We start from the raw sequence: 20409 nt of genomic DNA, 5'->3' as shown, positions 1-20409 counted from the left end.
TCATATCAAATTAACTGACATTATGTCAATGACACGGTGTCATATTTTCAGATAATAAAAAAAGTTTCAACATAATGACCAGTTTTTTTGTTAACCTTACAGTGTTTTTCTGTCATTTCTTCCATTTTTATTCATTTACCTATATGCTAGAAGTAACTTATGTTGGAGGATCGTAGTATGAGTAATGACAAAGTAGAATCTAAGCGTCAATTACGTTCAATGATGACAAGACAAAAACTACTTGAGGCTGCTAAAGAAGTATTTCTTGAAGAAGGATTTCAAAAAGCGACGATAACACAAATGATAAAAAAAGCTGATATTGGTTATGGAACCGCTTATGTACACTTTAAAGGTAAGGAAGAGCTTTTGATTGTATTAATGGAAAGTGTAATGGAAAGGTTTTATAAAATTGCCGAAACTCACTTTTTTCCTGAAACGAAAGAATCAGCTGAATCGATTATTTATAAACAAGCTACTTCTTTTCTAAAAATGGCAGAAGATGAGCGAAATATGATGCAAATTTTTGAACAAGCAATCGGAGTATCCGAAATCATCTCAGACAAATGGAAAACGATTCGAGAAAAGTTTATAAATCGCATATCATTAGACGTTGCCTATGCACAAGAAACAGGATTAGCAAAAAAAGAGTTAAGCCACGAATTAGTAGCGCGTGCTTGGTTTTTTACAAATGAGATGTACTTATGGGAAATCGTTCGAAATGAACAGCATTATTCAATTGAAGACATTGCAAAAACAATTACATCACTTTATACAACCGGTCTTTATTAAGAGCCAAATTAAAAAGCTCAAACTTTTACTTCTAAAGTTAGAGCTTTTTTAACTTCCTATTTTGATTTAGCGCTACAATACATTTCTCGTAAAATAAACTTTTGAACCTTACCAGATGCATTTCTTGGAAGCTGATCAATAAATTCAACAACTCTAGGAATCTTAAAACCTGCCATTCTTTCACGGCAAAAAGAGCCAATCTCCTCAAAAGATAGACGATGCCCTGGTTTTAATACAACAATTGCTGTTACCACCTCTCCCCATTTAGCATCAGGCGTACCGATCACTGCTGCTTCCAAAATAGAAGGATGCTCATATAAAACATTTTCAATTTCAACTGAATAAATATTTTCTCCACCAGAAATTAACATATCCTTACTACGATCAACTAATGTGATATATCCTTCCTCATCTACTACAGCTAAATCTCCTGTATATAACCAACCATCTTTTATCGTATCTGCTGTTTCTTGCGGCTTTTTATAGTATTCCTTCATGATTGTTTCACCTTTTAAGATCAATTCACCTACTTCACCTGGTAAAACATCTTGATCCTTTTTATTCACTACTTTAATGACTGTATAAAGTAATGGTGTTTTTCCCGTTTTTCCTAAATGATGCTCATGGTCTTCTGGTGAAAGATAAACTCCTGTTGGGCCCCCTTCTGTTAATCCACATAAGCTGAAAAATTGATTTGTATTAAATAATTTCATACTTTTCATTAAAATTTCAGGTGGCATAGGAGCTGCACCGTATGCACACCGTTCTACAGAAGAAAGATCAAACTGATCAGCATTTGGAACTTGCTGTAAATAGTTATACATTGTAGGAACCCCAAAAAATAAAGTAATTTTATACTTTTCAATATCCTTTAAAACATTTACTGGGTTAAAATCACGGTGGATCACATTTGTCATTCCCAAATATAATCCTGGTAATAGAAAGATTACAAGCTGAGCACAATGGAATAATGGAGCAACATGTAAAAGCCGATCCTGGCAGTTTTGTCCCATAACTGCACTCAACCCATTTATGAGCTTTTCAATTCGTTTATAGTCGAAAAGCGCACCCTTTGGTTGTCCAGTCGTACCTGAAGTATATAGTAAATGAAAATCATCATCTCCGAAAATCTCTACTTGAGGATCTTCATCAATCGATGACAACACATCAAAGAAGCTTAAACAATTCGGCGATGAAGTTGCTGGCGCAGTAATGATCTTTCTTACTTTCGTTGAGGACTTTGAAGCATCAAAAACCACTTTTTCTAGTTCTGAATCGCAAACCACAATGACACTATCCGATTGCTCTAAAATAAATTCAACTTCACGTGAAACAAGGCGGAAGTTAATTGGAACGACAACAGCACCTATTTTTACAGCAGCACAATAACTAATCGCAAACAAGTCAGAGTTTGCCATCATTAGAGCTAGTTTTTCACCTTTTTTTAAACCTAGTTTCTGTAATCCCCAAGCAAAACGATTAACCACTTTATTGAATTCCATGTATGTGTAAGTACGGTCTTGATAGACTAATGCTAATTTATCTGGGTGCCTTTTTGCGTTTAACGATAATACATTTCCAAAACTCATTTGCTTACCCCCATCTTAAATAATTTAGATTTAATCAGCTGACCTAATAACTCCATTTTCAAAGAATCGATTAATTGTTTGATGATCGTATCCTAAATTTAATAAAACTTCTTTTGTATTCGTTCCAGGTTTTACGCCAACATGTTGATAAGTAGGGTTAAACACTGACGTTTTAAAAGGTGAACCAACTTGCAATTGACTTGTACCGTCATTTTTTTTGACGTTTACTAAAAGCCCCCTTTCTTTTACTTGCGGATGCTCACATGCTTCTTCAAAAGTTAAAACTGGCTCAACACACGCATCAAACTTACTAAAAATTTCTATTAACTCATTATACGTTTTCTTACTAAATGCACGTTTTACTTCATTTTTAAATAAATCCAATTCCTCCTTATCCTCACTAAAAGAATAAGGAAGAAATTCCCTGATTTCTAATGCCTCACATAGCTGTTTTCGAAATGAAGGTTCAAGGCTGCCAACTGAAAAGAATCGTCCATCAGCTGTCTCGTAATAATCATAAAACACACCTCCATTTAACAGATGTTCCTCCGGCTTTGGATTAATTTTTTGAGTTAACCACCCAGAACCCATTAAAGATTGCAACGCAAAAGTACAGTCTGTCATGCTAATATCAACCCACTGTCCTTCACCAGATTGTTCACGATGAATGACAGCCGACAAAATGCCAATAATCGCGTGTAATGATCCGCCAACTTGGTCTGCAATTTGGATGCCCATTGGAACTGGACGTTCATTTTTTCTAGTTGAATAACTCAACACACCAGTTAATGAAAGATAATTGTTATCATGTCCTGCACGATTTCGATAAGGTCCTGATTGCCCATAACCAGTAATTGAACAGTAAATTAATTTCGAATTAATTTTCTTTAATTGCTCATATCCTAATCCAAGCTTATCCAATACTCCGGGTCGAAATTGCTCAATGACAATATCATACTCTTTCACTAGCTTATAGATAATTTCAGTTGCTTCTTCATTTTTCAAATCAAGGGTAATAGATTTTTTAGAACGATTAATTGTTTGATGTGCGGCAGATTGGTCCCCATCAAATGGAGGTGAAGTTTGTAATAAGTCGGGATGAAATGGAGATTCGATTCGTAATACTTCTGCACCTAAATCCGCTAGGATCATAGTTGCATACGGACCTGGTAAAAGACGTGTAAAATCCAGAATTTTCAATTTATTTAACATATAGTTAACCTACTATTCAAAATAATTTCCTCACTCCATCTCAAAAAATTTGTTTTTATTAATTATTCTAGATTACTTAGTATCTCTCCTTTTTTAAAAGAGAATGATAAAGCATATTATTGAATATTGATTTAAATTAACCATTTCAACCTACATATTTATTTTAGAAAAAAGGATTCACTTATAGGTAGTGGAATATTATTAACTTCAACAAATAATTATTTTTCACCTATAGTATGGTGCATCTTTTTTGCATCGATCAGCTATTGTTTTTCAAACACATAATAAACCTCCCATTTAAAATGGACAAAGCTTTTGACATACTCATGAAATTCGATAGAAGATTATAAAAGCAGACATTGCATTAGGCGAAATTTTGCAAGTAGTATTGGACAAAATTACTCTATTTGAATATTTATTAATGATTTATAATAAATATACACTATTAAATAATCTTAATAATTATTATAACTCGTACTTGAAAATTTTGTTCATTGAAGGAGTCAAAATATGTACAAATCACAACCAAGGTTTAACAATCTAACATTAAGAAACACTTATCCAAACGATATTATCATTATCAAACCTAAAAAAAAAACGATAAGTTCGAAGCGAATGGAGTTTACTAATTTAACTTTTAAATACAAAAAATGAACCGATCAGGAATGGTCGGTTCATTTTTTACAAGTTTTCTTTATTCGTTCACATGAGATGCACTAATTTAAAAAACCACTTAAAGTGGTTTTTAATCACGCATTGCCCCTGCCTCACGAGAAGTCATTGCTCCCTGCCCATTGGCTACATCATTATGGATTTGTTGTTTTACTTTTTGCGGATTAGTTCCTGATTGCATATTCGTTCCCATATTACCTTTTCCTTGTTGATTCCGCGGCATAAAATCCCTCCTTAATTTATTGTTAAACAATTTTATTATTTACAATAAATGTCGTTATATCCGAGAATTTGAGCTTAAAATAATTCCTAATTGAATATAAAATAGTTTGACTATTCAGATTTAACAATCTATAATCATATTAAACTAACTACCGGTAGTTAATACTAGTAATAAATAATAGGAGATGATTTTTTATGAAATATCCACTTTCCCCTGATGTAAAACCTGAGTTTTGTACAACTGGCACATTTATGAGATTACCGTCTGCAAAAGAAAATGCGAAATTAGCAATCGTTGGCATGCCTTTTGATACGGCTGCATCGTTTCGTGTAGGTGCTCGATTTGCACCTCAAGCAATTCGCCAAGCTTCAATGACCCTATTTCCATATCACCCAATTCACAAGGTATATCCATTTGATGAAAGTAATGCAATCGATATTGGAGATGTGTCTGTTATTCCGCATAATATCCATCGTAGTTATAAAATAATTGAAGATGCGATGTTTGAATTAATGGATCAAAATATTATTCCGATTGCATTAGGTGGTGACCACTCAATTACGCTTGCAAACCTTAGAGCTGCCGCTAAAAAGCATGGGCCTGTTGCAATGATTCATTTTGATTCACATACTGACACTTGGGATACTTATTATGACGAAAAATACTGGCACGGGTCACCTTTCATTCGAGCTCATGAAGAAGGATTGCTTATACCAAATAAAGTATTCCAATTAGGAATTCGAGGTACTTTGAATCATCCTGGTGATATCGATGCTAGTCATGATCTTGGTTACAATGTTATTACGACTCCTGATATGTATGAACGAGGTTTTGAAGATATTTTAAGAGAAATAAAAGAAGTAATTGGTGATACTCCATGTTTCTTAACATTTGATATCGATTTTGTCGATCCTTCATGTGCTCCTGGAACTGGAACGCTAGAAGTAGGCGGATATAATAGCATGGAAACTTTAAAAATGATCCGTTCTTTAACTGATTTCAATTTTGTTGGATTTGATCTAGTTGAAGTACTGCCATCGTATGATCCAACTCAAATTACATCACTTTTAGCTGCAACGCTAGTGCATGAATTTGCTAGTTTAGCTACATTGCAAATTAATAAAACGAACAAATAATAATGTTAACTATACTTTTGGAAAGAGTTGATAAATTGAATGAATAATTCTCCAATATTAAAACGTTCACTTTCCTTAGGACATGTTATTTTATTCGGACTATCATTTATGGCACCCATTACAGTTTTTACCACTTATGGTATAGCAATTAAAACAACAAATGGAATGATTCCAACAGCATATTTAATTTCACTAGTTGTTATGTTATTTACTGCTTACAGCTATGGAAAAATGGTGAAAGAGTTTCCTACGACTGGTTCAGCCTATACTTATGTTCAAAAAGGAATAAATCCATCAGTTGGATTTATTGTAGGATGGGTTATTTTATTAGACTATTTGCTTAGCCCAATGATTAGTGCATTATTATTTGGAATTTTTATTCATGCTTATTTACCGATTATTCCTGTTTCCATTTGCATTTTTATATTTGTAATCATCGTTACGCTTATTAACATTCTTGGAATAAAATTCGCCACAAATGTAAGCGCTATATTACTTGCACTACAAATTCTTTTCATCGTTCTGTTTTGTCTTTTTAGTATTAAAGGATTAATCGATGGGAAAGGAACAGGAGATTTATTATCGACTACCCCATTCCTTGATCCAAAAGTTCATTTTTCAAATCTACTATCAATTGTTCCATTACTATGTTTTAGCTTTTTAGGTTTTGATGCTGTAACAACTTTAGCTGAGGAAACTCAAAATCCAAAAAAATCATTACCTAAAGCAATCTATTTGATTACAATCATCGGTGGCATTTTATTTATTGCTTCTACTTATTTTGCTCAAAGCATTTATCCGAACTTTACATCTTTTAAAGATCCTGATTCAGCAGCAGTAGACATATTTATGTATGTTGGTGGAAATATATTAAATTCCTTTTTCCTAAGTGTGACAGTCACTGCTGCTATTTCCTCTGCTGTAGCTTCGGGTGGTAGTGGTGCTAGAGTTTTATATGCGATGGGTCGTGAAAATATCCTTCCTAATCGAATCTTTGGTTATATCTCCCAAAGATATAGGACTCCAATTTTCAATATTATTATCATTGGTTGTATTGCATTGACAGCACTTTTCTTAGATTTAGATACAGCAGCTGCCTTTATTAATTTTGGAGCTCTATTCGCGTTTACTTTTGTTAATCTTTCAGTGATTAATCATTTTATAGGTAGAAAAAAACAGAGAAATCTTAAAGGCCTGATATTGTATGGTGTTATTCCGTTCATCGGTGCAGCCATCACTGCATTATTTTGGTCAAAATTAGATATTCATTCGATAGTATTAGGTAGTATTTGGCTAGCTACTGGCCTTATTTATTTACTTTACTTAACAAAATTTTTCAGACAACGGCCCCCTGAACTAGACTTTAATGAAACAAATTTAGATGTTCAATTGTAAAACTACCAGATAAGGAGATTAATATGAAAGCTGATATTGTCCTATCTAGCGAGGCTGTTTTTACTGGGCTTGAGGATAAACCAAGACCATTAGCAGTCGCTATATTAGAAAACCGAATTATTTCAGTAGCACCTATTGAAGAGATGAATACGCTTATTGGCGAACATACAATTGTCCAACATTTTGGGAATCATTTGATTATGCCCGGTTTCCACGACTCTCACGTTCATGCAATGATGGGCAGTCTCTCATTAGAAAGTGTCAATCTTTTTAATGCTCGCTCAGAATTAGAAGCTGTTAAGATCGTTAAAGAATTTTCTAAATCTATTCCTGAAAATGAGTGGATTATTGGTTTTATGTGGGATTCCAGCTATTGGGATAACAAAAAATTCCCGACTCGTTTTTCTTTAGATGAGGTATTTCCAAATCGTCCTGTTGTTTTATTCCATGCTGAGGGTCACTATACTTGGGTGAACTCTAAAGCTTTAAATATCGCTAATATAAATAAACAGACTAAAAATCCGTCAAATGGAGTCATTGAAAGGTCTTCAAATGGAGAGCCTACAGGAATTCTGATTGAAGAAGCTTCTTCACTTATTACAAAATATGCCTATGATTTTACAAAAGATAAAAAAAGAGAATTATTTAGGAGTTTTCTAAAAGAAGCTAGCCGTAATGGTGTAACTTCAGTAAATAATTTATATGGCACTGAGACGTTGAGTCAATTAGATGACTTTGAAATCTTTAAAGAATTTGAAATAAAAGATGCACTTCCTTTAAGAATGCATCTCTATCCTGTTTTAAACGGAGATATTAAAGAAGCCTTACAATTAAGGGAAAGATATCAATCTGATAAATTAAGAGTTTCCGGCTTAAAACAATTTATAGATGGTGTAGTGACTAGCCGCACAGCTTTTATGTTAGAGCCATATTCGGATTCTCCTGAAACTTTTGGCTTACCTGCACATTCAATTGAAGATTTAAAAAATTGGGTTGTTGATGCAGATGATCATGGATTTAATATTCGATTTCATGCTATTGGCGATGCTGCAATCCGGTTGGCGCTTGATTCATATGAAAATGCACAAAATATAAACGGAAAAAGAGACTCACGTCATTCGATTGAACATATTGAAGTCATTCATCCAGATGATATTTCTAGATTTGCTTCATTAGGTGTAATTGCTTCGATGCAACCAGATCACTTTGCCCTATCAGAAAGAGAGACATATACTGAACGAATAGGTCCTAAACGTGAAAAATATGTATTTGCAATTAATTCAATTAAAAAGACCGGAGCCCAACTTTCTTTTGGAACTGATTTCCCAATTGATTCGTTTAATCCTTTACTGCAAATCTATCGAGCTATTACTCGAATCGATAGTAGTGGCAAGGCAGTTTGGAATCCTGAAGAATGTATCTCCCTATCAGATGCATTAAAAGCTTATACTTACGGTTCTGCTTTTGGTACATCAAGAGAGCATGAATTAGGCACAATTCAAGAAGGAAAACTTGCTGATCTTGTTGTACTAGATCGAAATCTGTTTCAGATGCAAAAAGAAGAAATTCTTGAAGCTTCAGTTCAAATGACAATTAGTGACGGAAAAATTGTCTATTTAAAAGATAAAACTCTCTCTACAATAAAATAATAAAAATTAGCTCTGTTTCATAAAAACAGAGCTTTTTTAATAGTTGAAAAATATTTTTTAGACTTAGAGAAGATTACAGTTTATAATCTAGCTAACAACAGTTAGTTTCGGAGGATGAAGATGACAAAGGATAAGATTATTGCAGCAGCACTTGCCTTATTTTCTAAAAATGGCTATGAAGGCACAAGTTTAACTGAAATTGCAAAAGCAGTTGGAATTCAGAAACCATCAATATATAACCATTTTAAAAGTAAGGAGGAAATCTTTCTTACGATTTATGAGAATATATTATGGCTACATGTGAAAAAAGTAGAAGAGTTGATGGAAGAAATAAGCGAACTATCTGCGAAGGAACAACTTTACAAAATTCTAAATTTAACATTTGAATATTATATTGAGTTCGAGGAGCAATCTACTTTTGTTAATCGCGCTGTCTTTTTTTCTCCAGAACCATTAAAGGAGCAATTACATACACAGTTTATGGAATCTGAAGAAGCAATGTCAACTATTTTAAGATCAGTGATTGATAAGGGTATTAAAAACGGCGAAATTCGTACAGGGAATGTTGAAGATTTTGTTATGTCTTATTACTGTTTAATCGATGGCATCTTTATTGAATTATCCTATTATGGAGCAGAAAAGATGAAGCCAAGAATATCAAACATTTGGCGAAACTTTTGGTACGGATTTCAAAATGAATAGCAAAAAAAGCATTCGATCAAACGAATGCTTTTTTTCATATTACTGATTAGCTGTTAATTCTGATTTAAATTGCTGAACTAAATTGTCATCTGCAGGTGCAGCTGGTTTGTAAAATCCTTTTTGTAATGCATAATTGTACAATGTGCGTTGACGCGCTTCATCTTGATTACGTAATTGAATTAAAGTTTGTCTTAATTCATTATTATTAGATTCATTAATATATCCAGCGTAAGCCGCTAAACTAGCGTTTAGGCCTGCTAAATAATCATTTACCATATCTTTATCTTGAAACATAATCTTGTCTCCTTATCCTAAAAAATTTAAAAGTTGTTGTCTTGATTGTTGTGCTGATTGAGCATCTCTTTGTAGTAATGCTTTTAATTCAGGATCAGAACAATTTTGAGCATAAGCCTCTAATTTATTTGCGATAGTACTATGCCCTCCGATAATATGACGAAGATTTTCTAATTCAAGTTCTGTTAATCCATTACTCATACTTGATTTCTCCTTTCGAACATAAAATTACATTCTTCACTTTTTCGTCTGCCTGCGTTTCTGTCCTTATCTGACTTTCTTAATCGATAAGGTTTTTCGAACAGTCCACACATTGACATTATTAATTTTCCAAAATACTGTAAAAAAATACGCAAAAAAGCTCAATCTATACGAATAATAGATTGAGCTTTTGTCAAATTTAATTATAACTCTCTGCTGAAATCAGCTTCTTCTAATTTAACCTTCTTCGTTTTCATCACTACTTTATAGCCTAGGTATCCAAGAATAAATAGTGGTAGTCCAATATAAGAAACTGCAATACCATACCAGTCAATTTTTTCTTGGAAAAACGCTTGATAATTCGTTCCAAGCATTGCAACTAAACATAAAACTGTTGCTAAAACTGGACCAAGTGGGAACCATTTTGCTAAATAAGGTAGATCTTTTAATTTTCTTCCTTGAGCGATATACGCTTTACGGAAGCGATAATGCGTAATTGAAATGCCTAACCAAGAAATATAACCAGCTAAGCCCGCTGCATTTAATAACCAATTGTATACTGTACCATCTCCAAATAATGAAGTTAAGAAGCAAAGCGCACCAATTAGAGTTGTTGCAATTAATGCACTTACTGGAACTCCACCTTTGTTTACTTTTCTTAAGAACTTTGGTGCTTTTCCTTCTTCAGCTAATACCCATAGTACACGAGAACCAACGTATAAGCTTGAATTACCCGCTGATAAAACTGAAGTTAATATAACTGTATTCATTGCAGCAGCTGCAAAAGCAAGTCCTGCATGTTTAAATACTAAAGTAAATGGACTAATCGCAATACTATCAACGTCTCCACCTAATAAGTTAGGATCTGTGTAGCTGATTAAACAGCCGATAACGAAAATCGCTAATACATAGAATAATAAAATACGCCAAAAGATTTGTTTGATTGCTTTTGGAATATTCTTTTCAGGATTTTCACTTTCCCCTGCAGTTACCCCAACCATTTCGGTTCCTTGGAAAGCAAAACCTACAATCATAAATACACTAAAGATTGATAAGAAACCACCTTTAAATGGTGCTTCTCCTTTTGTGAAATTATCAAATCCACCTGTATGACCACTCATAATACCGAAAATCATTAATAATCCAATTACAATAAAAATAATGATTGTCGCTACTTTAATAATTGAAAACCAAAACTCTGATTCTCCATATCCTTTTACAGATAATACATTTAATCCAAAAATTAAAACAAGGAATATAGAACTCCATACGATTCCTGGAGTATGTGGGAACCAATATTTCATAATTAAAGCCGAAGCTGATAATTCTAAAGCAAGGATGATTGCATTGTTGTACCAATAATTCCAACCAACAGCGAAACCAAGAGCTGGATCGACAAATCTTGATGTATATGTGCTAAAAGAACCCGAAATTGGAATAAGAGTTGCCATTTCAGCCAAGCTAGTCATAAGGAAATAAACCATGATACCAGCAATTAAATAAGCAACAAGAGCTCCACCTGGTCCTGCATCATGAATAGTTGCTCCACTCGCTAAAAATAGACCAGTACCAATCGTACCACCCATCGCGATCATTGTTAAATGTCTTGTTTTTAATTTTCTTTCTAAGTGTTCTTTTTTAGGCGCGTTACTTTGAACAGTGAAGTCACTTTTACGGTTTGTATTTTGCATGAATACACCTCTTTATTTTAAATTAAAATTTCTCCTAGAATTTAAATCTTTAAAAGCTCGCATACCAGTTGATCTTTGACAACTCGTCATTCGTCAAGATTTTGCAAAACACATTCTAATACTAAGCCTGGAAACTGAGCGATGTAAAGATGAAAATCCTCCCTTCTCAATTTAACAAAGGAACAAAACTAACACTCTCAATGCTGATAGCGTTTTCATTTTTTTTGCTTTCATCATCGAAATGTACTTAATTAAAATTATCATAATTTGACGAAAAATAGAAGGAGTTTTTTCATTGTTTAGATAATTTAGAGTTATTTAAGTATAGTTAAATTTTCAAAAAACGTATATTTATTTGAAACAATAAATATATATTAAATCCAAATTCGACATACTTCAACAATAAATTATTCGATTGGTAAAAATTATATAATGAAAGCGCTTTGTAAACTTGTATCCTTATTTTATAAAGCTTTAGACTCTTTAGAAGTTCAAAATTAATTATCTGTCTATAGGAAAATCGTCATTTTTTCGCAGGTGAAATGTCATGAATTTTTATCTTTAACATCATGGACTCTATACAAAAAAAATGAATAAAATAAGTTGATAGTTTTCTGAATTTTTAGAACGGAAAAATTCAAAAAAACATTCTTCCTATTTCCCGAAGAATGCTTTAGAACAATTTTTAATTTCTCTTATGGGGTAACGATATTGATCTCTTGATTGAAATGATCAAATAAATTTAACATCTCTATTAATTTCTGCTTATTCCCTTTAATGTTTAACTTTCCACTTTCAATTGCCTGATTTACATCAAGTTTCCCAAGCATAATTAAATAAAAAGTTACTTTGTCTACAGATAGTGATTCATCAGAATTTGAATTTGGAGCTGTTAAACCTTTACTATAATTAAAAACAGCGTTCTTAATATCAATTGTGTAATTTTTATTCAAATCAGTAATATTTACATTAAATGTAAAATTTTTATGACTTGCTTTTGGTCCATTAAGTGTAATTGAAATATAATCAAAAAAATCATTTACTTCCATACTTAAGATTATCTGAGGATCTATGGTACTAATAGTTTGTGAACCATATAACTTTACAATCCCTTTTCTCAGTTCTTCTGCCCCTGTTAAATAATAATTTCTCCAGGCTGCAGATTCGGACTGATACCCTAATTGCTCGTAAGATTTTGCTAGTAAGTTCTTTGCTTTTTTATTATTAGGGTTTGCCATCACAACGTTTTTCAAAACTTGCGCTACCCACTGATATTCCCCTTTTTCAAAATCCGCTTTTGCGAGCTTCAATATTTTCTTTTCTCCACCCATATATTGAACATATTTAGTTCCACTCTCTACTGGTGGAAGTGGATCTAAATCAGATGGGTTTCCATTAAAATAGCCTAAATAATAATTGTAAACTGCTTTGGCATTTTGCTTTAAATTACCATAATATCCTCGATTCGCCCAATACTTATCAAGGCTACCAGGTAGTTTTATTTGTTCAGCTATTTCATCTGCAGTATATCCTTGGTTTGCTAGACGAACTGTTTGATCATGAATGTATTTATATAAATCCCGTTGCTTTGACAGATGGTCTATTACACGATTTTTCCCCCATAACGGCCAGCTATGTGCTGTTATTAATGCTTCGATTTCTTCTATACCAAATAATTTGATTGTATCATCCAATGCTTTTACCCACTCCGAAGCATCTCGTGTTTTTGCTCCTCTTAAAGTATAGAAATTATGCATTGTATGCCCTGTATTTTCAGCTACTACTAAAGTTTTGTAATCATTTATGTAATAATGCATTTCTGAAGGTGCTTCAGTATTTAACGTTAATAAAAACTTGAACTGAACGCCATCAATTTTCATCGTTTGTACTTTATCTTTTATTTCAATTGTCGGTGGCAGAAAGCTAATTGTACCTTTACTAAGTCTTGGACCAATCCCATTTGTTACGTATCCTTTTTTATTTACGGGTAGAAGCATTCCGAACATATATCCCGCTCTTCGTGACATGATATTACCTAAAAGGATATTCTCACTTACTACTTCCTTCGAAAAGTTTAATGGAGCAATAATTGGTACTTTTTCAGGATTTGCTGCATATTGCAAAACTCCTTTTATCCCTCCAAAATGATCGGCATGACTGTGACTAAAAACTACTGCGCTAACTGGTTTTTTAGGGCGATGCGCATAATATAATTCCATTGCTGCTTTAGCCGTTTCAATCGTTGATAATGTATCTAATACGATTAAACCTTCTTTACCTTCTACAATTGTCATCACAGATATATCTTGTCCACGAATTTGATATACCCCACCAACTACCTTATAAAGTCCCGGAGTATCTAGTAATTGAGCTTGTCTCCATAAGGACGGATTTACCGTTAAAGGCGCGGGTCCATTATTAATAATTGAATATTGATTTTGATCCCAAATGACAGCACCTTTGGTATTTTTTATTTGATTTTGCATTAATGGTGCGATGAATCCTTTATGTGCGTCAATAAAATCTTGCTTATCATTGAAATTTAATTCATTATAAATTTTTTCATTTGATTTAATTGTATCCATTGTAGGAGGCAACGTTTGTGAAAATACATTGCTAACATTAAAATTACTAAACAATAAAATGACTAATAGTAGAAAAATAGTTAATCTTTTTGAACTTATTTTTTCAAACATGATATTACTCCTATTATTTAGACATCAAAAGACAGAATTGGAACAAAAAGCAACATATGATGACGTTACTCTTTGTTCCAATTTATTTTTTATGAGGAAATGTATGTTTACTATTAATAACCTTCCTTAAATCTCCTCTGAATAATGCATCTTTCATTTCTTTTGGATGAAACGGTATAAACGGTGCTAAATAAGGAACACCTAAAGATCTAATTGATGCCATATAAGCAATCATAATGATAAATCCAATGAGTAGTCCTTTTAATCCGAAAAAGTATCCTAAAAATAAAAAGACAAATCGTAATGTTAAAACTGATCCGTATAATCCACCTGCGGCTATCGAGATGCTAGATAAAAAATTAAGACCCACTACAATCAAGGTAATAGAATGGATAAGTTTTGCGGCCACTGCCGTTTGGCCAACTACGATTGCCCCTATAAGTGAAACAATAATGACAGTCGACTTAGGTATTCGTAACGAAGCTTCCGTTAGTAATTGAAAAATTAACATGACAAATAAAATCTCTACGATTACAGGGAAAAGTGTATCTGATTTCTTAAAAAAGATTTTAGCAAAATGATCCGGTACCCAATCTTGGTGAAAGCGGACAATTGTTACATAAGCACCTAATAAAATGATAGAAAATAACCAACTAAATAAACGCATAAATCTGTTACCGTAACGACCTGATTTTGTATTATATTCATCAGGTTGATGGAAGTAATGAAGAAAGAGCGATGGAACGATTATGCTATAAGGAATTCCGTTTACTAAAATTGCAACACGCCCTTCATATAGCGCTGAAACAGTTACATCTGGTCGTTCGCATGTAAAAACAGTTGGAAAAAATGTTTTTTTACCTTCCAGTGCGTCTTCAATAACTCTAGCTTCTAATAGATAAATAACATCTAGCTCTGTTATTCTTTTTCGTGTTTCTTCAAGAACTTTTTGATCTACAAATCCATCCATATATAGAATTGAAACGTCTGTTTTCGTTTCATTTCCTACTTGTAGATTTTCGATTGATAATTTATGAGACTGTATCCTATTACGGATAATATTAACATTTACCTTTAGCTGTTCATTAAATCCAACTAAAGAACCCTTCACCGATCTTTGCGTATCAGGCTCAGTTACTGAACGCATTTGCCATTCTGCAGTATCTGCTAATATTCCTTCGTTATAACCATCAATTAATATGAGCGTTTTTCCTTTTGATAGTCCGGCCAAAACTTCTTCATTCAATGTCACCTTCATGACATCCGCGGCCAAAAGATGACGTGTGATTATGACATCCATACTATCGAATTTAATAACCCTTAACAAAGGAGCAAGAATATTATCTTGAACGGCTTCTATATTCGTTATTCCATCTAAATATAAAACGGCCGCATCCCGGATGACTTCATCATTAATAGTTAATTGCCTAATTTTTAAATCAGTAGACTGATTAAATTGTTCTTTTAAATAGTTAATATTCTTATCTAAACTCACATTTAGAGTAGATTGTTCTAAGTTATTCACTCAAAAGCTCCTTAACCATATTTTTGTTTAGATTAGCCAATTAATTCCAAATTATGTTACTCATATTTAATACTTTAAATAAAAACAAAAAGACTATTAAACTCCCCACGTTAAATGATTGGATATAATTTATCCAAATTCTCCTCTTTTTAACTTCTCAGAATTCTAAACACTCATTCTATAAATACAAATTGATTTAGTAACTTTTTATAGTGCTATCAGCATGATGTATAGCACTATCACATTTTCTTATATTAATATCAAAAACTTTAATATATAAAAGCAGAAAAAATATGTTAAATTTACATAAAATTAATTAATTTGACATGTGATCAATAGGTGGTGTAAAAAATGCATTTACAAAAATTAGAGTTTCTCGTGGAAGTCGCTAAAACTGGGTCCATTTCATCTGCTGCGGAAAATCTTCATGTAAGTCACTCCGGAGTCAGTCAGGCGATTACAAAAGTTGAGGAAGAGCTGGGAATAAAAATTTTTAATCGATCTCGCTTTGGTGTCATTTTAACAAAAGAAGGTATGAATATTATCAATAAAACGAGGGAAATCCTTTTAAAATATGAAGAATTAAAAGAAGAAGCACGAAGAAGCAAAGAACAAAATATAAGTGATTTTAGTGTTTCAACAATTCCAGCATTTATTAATCATTTTTTAGCACCTTTAATAAAGTTTAGGAAAAAAAATGAAAATATGACGATCGAAGTAGTTGAAAATAGTACGATCCGAACGATTGAATCTGTTTTTAAGAACGAACATGATATTGGAGTTGTTTGTCTATACGGTGAGCTATTTAATCATTCGGATCAGTTAATTTCGGAAATTATACTAAAAGGGAAAATGAAGGTATTTGTAAGCAAAAACTCACCATTTGCAGTTTCAAAAAAAATTACACCTGAAGAATTACTTTTTGAAAAGTTTATCTTATACAACGGAGATTGTATGAAATGGTTTACGAGTAAACTTCAACAGAAATACGGAGATATGAATATATTATTTTCATCAAATCACTCTGATGCAATTGCGAGAGCGGTTTTAAGTGGAGCAGCAATTAGTTTTGCTCCTGATTTTGTTTTAAGAAATAACCCATATGTATTGGAAGGTGAAATTGTCGAAATTGATTTAATAAATTACGATCAATTAGACGTATCACTTGGACTTATCCGTTCAAAAAACAAATCTTTCTCTCAACTTGAAAAACAGTTCATCAAATTTATTAAATCAGAGATGACCTCATATGTTGGTTAAAAATTAAAAAGATGATATCGCTTAAATGCGATATCATCTTTTTTTATTCTGTCGTTTCAATCTCTTTCTTGTCATGATCAGTTACATCAAGTACATCTAGTAAAAAGATAAATACTGGAATACCGATGATCAGACCCCATACGCCAAAAAAGCGTTCTGAAAAAACGAGAATCAGAAATGTATAAAAAACAGGTAAATTTGTTTTAGCCGATATAAGCTTTGGATTTAAGAAATAACTTTCTAGCGCATGTAAGATTAAAATCATGATAATCACATACATAATATGAGCCATTCCACCAATTGTATAAGCAATCGTACAAAGAGGAATTAATGAAATAAACATACCTGCTACAGGGATTAATCCAAGTAAGAAAATCAAAAAGCCTAAGCCAATTAACTGTGGAAATCCCATAAAATTTAAAGCTATTACCGATAGAATACAATTCACAAGCGCAATGATAAACTGCGCTTCAATCACTTTACCAAAAGAACGCGAAAATCTTTCACCAAAATAGGCCAATTCATTATAAAAAAGTGATATTTTACTATTTTTAAATTTTCGGGTAAAAGCAATAATTCGAGGTTTTTCAAGTAGAAAAAAGAAACTCAGAACTAGAGCAATTAATACTTCAATACCCCATTGACCGATATTAGATGCATACTTATATAAAAAATCTAATCCTTGTTCTGTATAGCCCGATATTTCAACCTTTTTAATCGCTGTAACGATATAGTTTATGATTCGCTCATCTGGTGGATTCATATAAAATGTCTTTATTTGAACTATTAGTTGAACAACCTGAGTTGTAATAACAGGTAAATAATTATAGATTCCAAAAACTAAAGCCGCCACTATAACTATATACATAGAGGAAACGACTACTATACGATTAACTGGCAAAATCTTACTCAATCGATTGATAATAAATTTATGTATCCGATCCATTAAATAAGTAAAAATGAAAATGAGTAATACTAAATTTATTATTTTTCGAATTAAAAACAACACTAGAGCGATACAAAAAAAGATCGCTAATCGTCTAAATGTGCTACTTTGAAAAAACTTTTTCACATCCATTCTACAACCTCCTTGCTTTTTATCCTATTTACCTAAGTAGTATGAATTTATCTTATACTTATACAAACATAACCACATCCCAAAAGGAAGTGGTTCATAAACATTGCTTCTCTTTTAATTTTTATTTAGTAAAATCTTCATTTATGATTTTCATTAAATAAATTCTTAATATTGAATAGTACCAATATACATTTTATCAATTCTAAACCTAAAAATAAAGATGCTGCTACGAATAAAGTGTAGCAGCATCAGTATATTGAACATTCCATGTCTAAATTTTTTTTCCTTTCTTCTTTTACCCTTCCTTTTCTATTCACACTTGGGCACTTATTGAATACTATAGGCATGAGGGTGTGATGCAATGAATGACTCTAAGATAAAAGAAGATCTCCGTATAATTGCTACTCTTCAAAGAGATTTAAATCTCGCTGCTGCTGCACTATTATTAACTGGTCAAATTACGATAATAGGTGTATTTGTAACGTCTGGAGAATTTAGTCTTTCTCTAAGTGGACCCTTATTAGGTAGAGAACGTGTAGAAAGTAAATATGGAGATCAATTTACAAATGCTCTCATTGATGTAGTCGATATAATCATTGCAATTTTATTATTAATTGATGAAGTTCGAGTTGTAAGCTCTGTTATAGGACCAGGTAGATTCTCACTCAATGTCAGTGGTCCAATTTTCGGTGCACCCGTTAGCGTACCGACACTTCCTTTTCTAAAAAAAACGTATTACTTTTGTAAAAAAATTGTTTCGAAACATTTTGATATTGATCCGCGAATATTTAGTAAATAAAGGAATGGTGATTATGTCTTTAACAGATATCCCTACAGTAAGACCTACTGATACCCAAGTTTTTCTTATGGCAATTTCAGTCATTTCGTTTATTTTCTTCTTTACACAAAGGAAAGCTAGTGACTCAACATCGTCAACACCGGTGAGTTAAAAGATCACTATTCGTCTTTTTCTAACTCATTACTCATTGGTTTTTCTCTATTCTCTATAACTGATAAAACAGCTTCTTCAATTTCTTCATAGCATGTGCATCTACATATATTGGAGGATAACCATTCTTTCATCGTTTCATATGTTGGATGTGGATGCTTTAATAAAAGAGAATGACAATTCATAATAAATCCAGGAGTACAATAACCACATTGAAACGCAAAGTTTTCAACAAATGCTTTTTGTATAGGTGAATCTTTTAACCCTTCAATTGTTGTTATTTTTTGTCCAACTGCCTCTATGGCAAGCATTATACATGATTTATAAACAGTACCATTCATAACGACTGAGCAGGCTCCGCAATCTCCATTTAAACAGCCTGGCTTTGCACCTGTGAGACCAAGCTTAGTTCGTAGCACATAAAGGAGAGAATCAACTGGAAGGATCTCCACTTGTCGAATTTCATCATTAATACTTAAAGAAACACTTAGTTTTTTGCTTGGAGACTGGTCCATTACCTTCCCTCCATTGAGTTCATTATCTCTTCTATAGTGTTTTTTAGTACAAATAGTCGGAACCCTTTTGAACCTTCAACATCGTCAAGTACTTCACCGGGAATGAATTGAATTGCTTTTTGTATTCTTTCTTCTACACTCAAGTTCGTATTGTTTAGCTCGGCTTCCATTTGCTTTGATCGAAACGGAAAAGGACATAGTCCACTAAAAGCAAAACGCAATTGATTATCAGATTTAATAGATGCGATGGACAGCAGTGGATAACCCGTATCCCATTGCTGACGTTTTTTTATGCTCATAAATGGTAGATTGATATATTTCTTTTCGGTTAATAGTTGAATTAGAATTTGACCGTCTTGGAGTTGTAAGTTTTGATTGAAGATTTGTTCGATTGGAAAAGCTTCTACACCATTGTACCCGGCAACAACTACTTGGCTATCACAAAGAAGAAATGGTAAAATTGCTTCCCGGTAAAAAATTTGACCACATAAGTTTCCACCTAAAGTAATTTTATTTCTTGCCGTACGATCAGCTATTTCCATAGATGTTTTAGAAAGTAATGGAAATAAGTTTTTTTCTTCAATCTCAGTAAGTGAGATTACAGCACCTGATATTAAATAGCTCTCATTAAACTCAAATAATTGACACTCTTTTAGCTCTTTAATATCGATAAGGGCATCTGTTTCAACCAGATTTAGTCGACTTAGTGTTATGATTTCTGTACCACCTGCATAATAGATTGGCCTTTGGTTTTTAGCTTTTAAAAAATAAAAAAGCTCCAATGCTTCTTTAATGGTCGTTGGTTTATAGTAATCTATATTAGAAGATAACAA

The 20409-nt window shown here is 32.6% G+C and carries 19 protein-coding genes; 8 read left to right on the top strand and 11 right to left on the bottom strand.

What is annotated here, in order from left to right; genetic code table 11:
• Positions 1-177 precede the first annotated feature (177 nt).
• The gene (locus BED47_RS09690; RefSeq protein WP_069033536.1) at positions 178-789 is read left to right on the top strand and encodes a TetR/AcrR family transcriptional regulator; all 612 of its coding nucleotides are present in this window, start codon (positions 178-180) and stop codon (positions 787-789) included.
• A gap of 56 nt (positions 790-845) precedes the next feature.
• Here the strand turns inward: BED47_RS09690 and BED47_RS09685 are convergent, their stop codons facing one another.
• The 3 genes from BED47_RS09685 to BED47_RS23695 all read right to left on the bottom strand — a co-directional run bounded on the left by BED47_RS09685 (position 846) and on the right by BED47_RS23695 (position 4485).
• Positions 846-2378, bottom strand: coding sequence for a long-chain-fatty-acid--CoA ligase (locus BED47_RS09685; RefSeq protein ID WP_069033535.1), 1533 nt, complete (start codon positions 2376-2378; stop codon positions 846-848).
• Positions 2379-2408: 30 nt separating this feature from the next.
• Positions 2409-3590 (bottom strand): CaiB/BaiF CoA transferase family protein, encoded by a 1182-nt coding sequence (locus BED47_RS09680; RefSeq protein ID WP_069033534.1) that lies wholly within the window; start codon positions 3588-3590, stop codon positions 2409-2411.
• A gap of 745 nt (positions 3591-4335) precedes the next feature.
• Positions 4336-4485, bottom strand: coding sequence for a hypothetical protein (locus tag BED47_RS23695; RefSeq protein WP_175403478.1), 150 nt, complete (start codon positions 4483-4485; stop codon positions 4336-4338).
• Positions 4486-4679: 194 nt separating this feature from the next.
• Between BED47_RS23695 and speB the strand changes: the two genes are divergently transcribed.
• The 4 genes from speB to BED47_RS09660 all read left to right on the top strand — a co-directional run bounded on the left by speB (position 4680) and on the right by BED47_RS09660 (position 9367).
• The gene (gene speB / locus BED47_RS09675; protein ID WP_069033533.1) at positions 4680-5621 is read left to right on the top strand and encodes an agmatinase; all 942 of its coding nucleotides are present in this window, start codon (positions 4680-4682) and stop codon (positions 5619-5621) included.
• 39 nt (positions 5622-5660) lie between these two features.
• On the top strand, positions 5661-7016 hold the full coding sequence (locus BED47_RS09670) for an APC family permease (protein WP_069033532.1): 1356 nt from the start codon (positions 5661-5663) through the stop codon (positions 7014-7016).
• Between the two features lie 23 nt (positions 7017-7039).
• Positions 7040-8665: an amidohydrolase gene (locus BED47_RS09665; RefSeq protein WP_069033531.1), complete on the top strand. Its 1626-nt coding sequence runs from the start codon at positions 7040-7042 to the stop codon at positions 8663-8665.
• A gap of 120 nt (positions 8666-8785) precedes the next feature.
• A complete protein-coding gene (locus tag BED47_RS09660) occupies positions 8786-9367 on the top strand; it encodes a TetR/AcrR family transcriptional regulator (protein ID WP_069033530.1) in 582 nt (193 codons plus the stop codon).
• A 39-nt stretch (positions 9368-9406) separates the two neighbouring features.
• Here the strand turns inward: BED47_RS09660 and BED47_RS09655 are convergent, their stop codons facing one another.
• The 5 genes from BED47_RS09655 to BED47_RS09635 all read right to left on the bottom strand — a co-directional run bounded on the left by BED47_RS09655 (position 9407) and on the right by BED47_RS09635 (position 15774).
• Positions 9407-9661 (bottom strand): spore coat protein, encoded by a 255-nt coding sequence (locus tag BED47_RS09655; RefSeq protein WP_069033529.1) that lies wholly within the window; start codon positions 9659-9661, stop codon positions 9407-9409.
• Between the two features lie 12 nt (positions 9662-9673).
• Positions 9674-9862: a hypothetical protein gene (locus BED47_RS09650; protein ID WP_069033528.1), complete on the bottom strand. Its 189-nt coding sequence runs from the start codon at positions 9860-9862 to the stop codon at positions 9674-9676.
• A gap of 203 nt (positions 9863-10065) precedes the next feature.
• Complete coding sequence (locus tag BED47_RS09645) at positions 10066-11553, bottom strand: amino acid permease (protein ID WP_084006854.1); 1488 nt, start codon at positions 11551-11553, stop codon at positions 10066-10068.
• A 695-nt stretch (positions 11554-12248) separates the two neighbouring features.
• Positions 12249-14249: an alkyl/aryl-sulfatase gene (locus BED47_RS09640; protein ID WP_069033527.1), complete on the bottom strand. Its 2001-nt coding sequence runs from the start codon at positions 14247-14249 to the stop codon at positions 12249-12251.
• A gap of 82 nt (positions 14250-14331) precedes the next feature.
• Entirely contained in the window at positions 14332-15774 is a 1443-nt protein-coding gene (locus BED47_RS09635) for a spore germination protein (RefSeq protein WP_069033526.1), read from the bottom strand.
• Between the two features lie 351 nt (positions 15775-16125).
• Here BED47_RS09635 and BED47_RS09630 point away from each other — a divergent pair, with 351 nt between their 5' ends.
• A complete protein-coding gene (locus tag BED47_RS09630) occupies positions 16126-17034 on the top strand; it encodes a LysR family transcriptional regulator (RefSeq protein ID WP_069033525.1) in 909 nt (302 codons plus the stop codon).
• 43 nt (positions 17035-17077) lie between these two features.
• Here the strand turns inward: BED47_RS09630 and BED47_RS09625 are convergent, their stop codons facing one another.
• Entirely contained in the window at positions 17078-18112 is a 1035-nt protein-coding gene (locus BED47_RS09625; protein WP_069033524.1) for an AI-2E family transporter, read from the bottom strand.
• Between the two features lie 361 nt (positions 18113-18473).
• On the opposite strand from BED47_RS09625, the gene BED47_RS09620 reads away from it, so the two are divergent.
• Positions 18474-18911, top strand: a complete 438-nt coding sequence (locus BED47_RS09620) for a hypothetical protein (protein WP_069033523.1) — start codon at positions 18474-18476, stop codon at positions 18909-18911.
• 13 nt (positions 18912-18924) lie between these two features.
• The gene (locus BED47_RS23690) at positions 18925-19062 is read left to right on the top strand and encodes a hypothetical protein (RefSeq protein ID WP_175403477.1); all 138 of its coding nucleotides are present in this window, start codon (positions 18925-18927) and stop codon (positions 19060-19062) included.
• 7 nt (positions 19063-19069) lie between these two features.
• Here BED47_RS23690 and BED47_RS09615 read toward each other — a convergent pair whose 3' ends face one another.
• Both BED47_RS09615 and BED47_RS09610 read right to left on the bottom strand, forming a co-directional pair.
• Positions 19070-19576 (bottom strand): (2Fe-2S)-binding protein, encoded by a 507-nt coding sequence (locus BED47_RS09615; protein ID WP_069033522.1) that lies wholly within the window; start codon positions 19574-19576, stop codon positions 19070-19072.
• The gene (locus BED47_RS09610) at positions 19576-20409 is read right to left on the bottom strand and encodes an FAD binding domain-containing protein (RefSeq protein WP_069033521.1); all 834 of its coding nucleotides are present in this window, start codon (positions 20407-20409) and stop codon (positions 19576-19578) included. Before BED47_RS09610 ends, BED47_RS09615 begins: the two co-directional genes overlap by 1 nt.

Source organism: Gottfriedia luciferensis, assembly GCF_001712755.1.
In the GTDB taxonomy this organism is placed as follows: domain Bacteria; phylum Bacillota; class Bacilli; order Bacillales; family Bacillaceae_G; genus Gottfriedia; species Gottfriedia luciferensis_B.
This window is presented reverse-complemented; position numbering and strand designations above follow the sequence as displayed.

Bases quoted from the DNA above. Each gene is read 5' to 3' on its own strand.
- BED47_RS09690 (WP_069033536.1), top strand. From the start codon at position 178: ATGAGTAATGACAAAGTAGAATCTAAGCGTCAATTACGTTCAATGATG.
- BED47_RS09685 (WP_069033535.1), bottom strand. From the start codon at position 2,378: ATGAGTTTTGGAAATGTATTATCGTTAAACGCAAAAAGGCACCCAGAT.
- BED47_RS09680 (WP_069033534.1), bottom strand. From the start codon at position 3,590: ATGTTAAATAAATTGAAAATTCTGGATTTTACACGTCTTTTACCAGGT.
- BED47_RS23695 (WP_175403478.1), bottom strand. From the start codon at position 4,485: ATGCCGCGGAATCAACAAGGAAAAGGTAATATGGGAACGAATATGCAA.
- speB (WP_069033533.1), top strand. From the start codon at position 4,680: ATGAAATATCCACTTTCCCCTGATGTAAAACCTGAGTTTTGTACAACT.
- BED47_RS09670 (WP_069033532.1), top strand. From the start codon at position 5,661: ATGAATAATTCTCCAATATTAAAACGTTCACTTTCCTTAGGACATGTT.
- BED47_RS09665 (WP_069033531.1), top strand. From the start codon at position 7,040: ATGAAAGCTGATATTGTCCTATCTAGCGAGGCTGTTTTTACTGGGCTT.
- BED47_RS09660 (WP_069033530.1), top strand. From the start codon at position 8,786: ATGACAAAGGATAAGATTATTGCAGCAGCACTTGCCTTATTTTCTAAA.
- BED47_RS09655 (WP_069033529.1), bottom strand. From the start codon at position 9,661: ATGTTTCAAGATAAAGATATGGTAAATGATTATTTAGCAGGCCTAAAC.
- BED47_RS09650 (WP_069033528.1), bottom strand. From the start codon at position 9,862: ATGAGTAATGGATTAACAGAACTTGAATTAGAAAATCTTCGTCATATT.
- BED47_RS09645 (WP_084006854.1), bottom strand. From the start codon at position 11,553: ATGCAAAATACAAACCGTAAAAGTGACTTCACTGTTCAAAGTAACGCG.
- BED47_RS09640 (WP_069033527.1), bottom strand. From the start codon at position 14,249: ATGTTTGAAAAAATAAGTTCAAAAAGATTAACTATTTTTCTACTATTA.
- BED47_RS09630 (WP_069033525.1), top strand. From the start codon at position 16,126: ATGCATTTACAAAAATTAGAGTTTCTCGTGGAAGTCGCTAAAACTGGG.
- BED47_RS09625 (WP_069033524.1), bottom strand. From the start codon at position 18,112: ATGGATGTGAAAAAGTTTTTTCAAAGTAGCACATTTAGACGATTAGCG.
- BED47_RS09620 (WP_069033523.1), top strand. From the start codon at position 18,474: ATGAATGACTCTAAGATAAAAGAAGATCTCCGTATAATTGCTACTCTT.
- BED47_RS23690 (WP_175403477.1), top strand. From the start codon at position 18,925: ATGTCTTTAACAGATATCCCTACAGTAAGACCTACTGATACCCAAGTT.
- BED47_RS09615 (WP_069033522.1), bottom strand. From the start codon at position 19,576: ATGGACCAGTCTCCAAGCAAAAAACTAAGTGTTTCTTTAAGTATTAAT.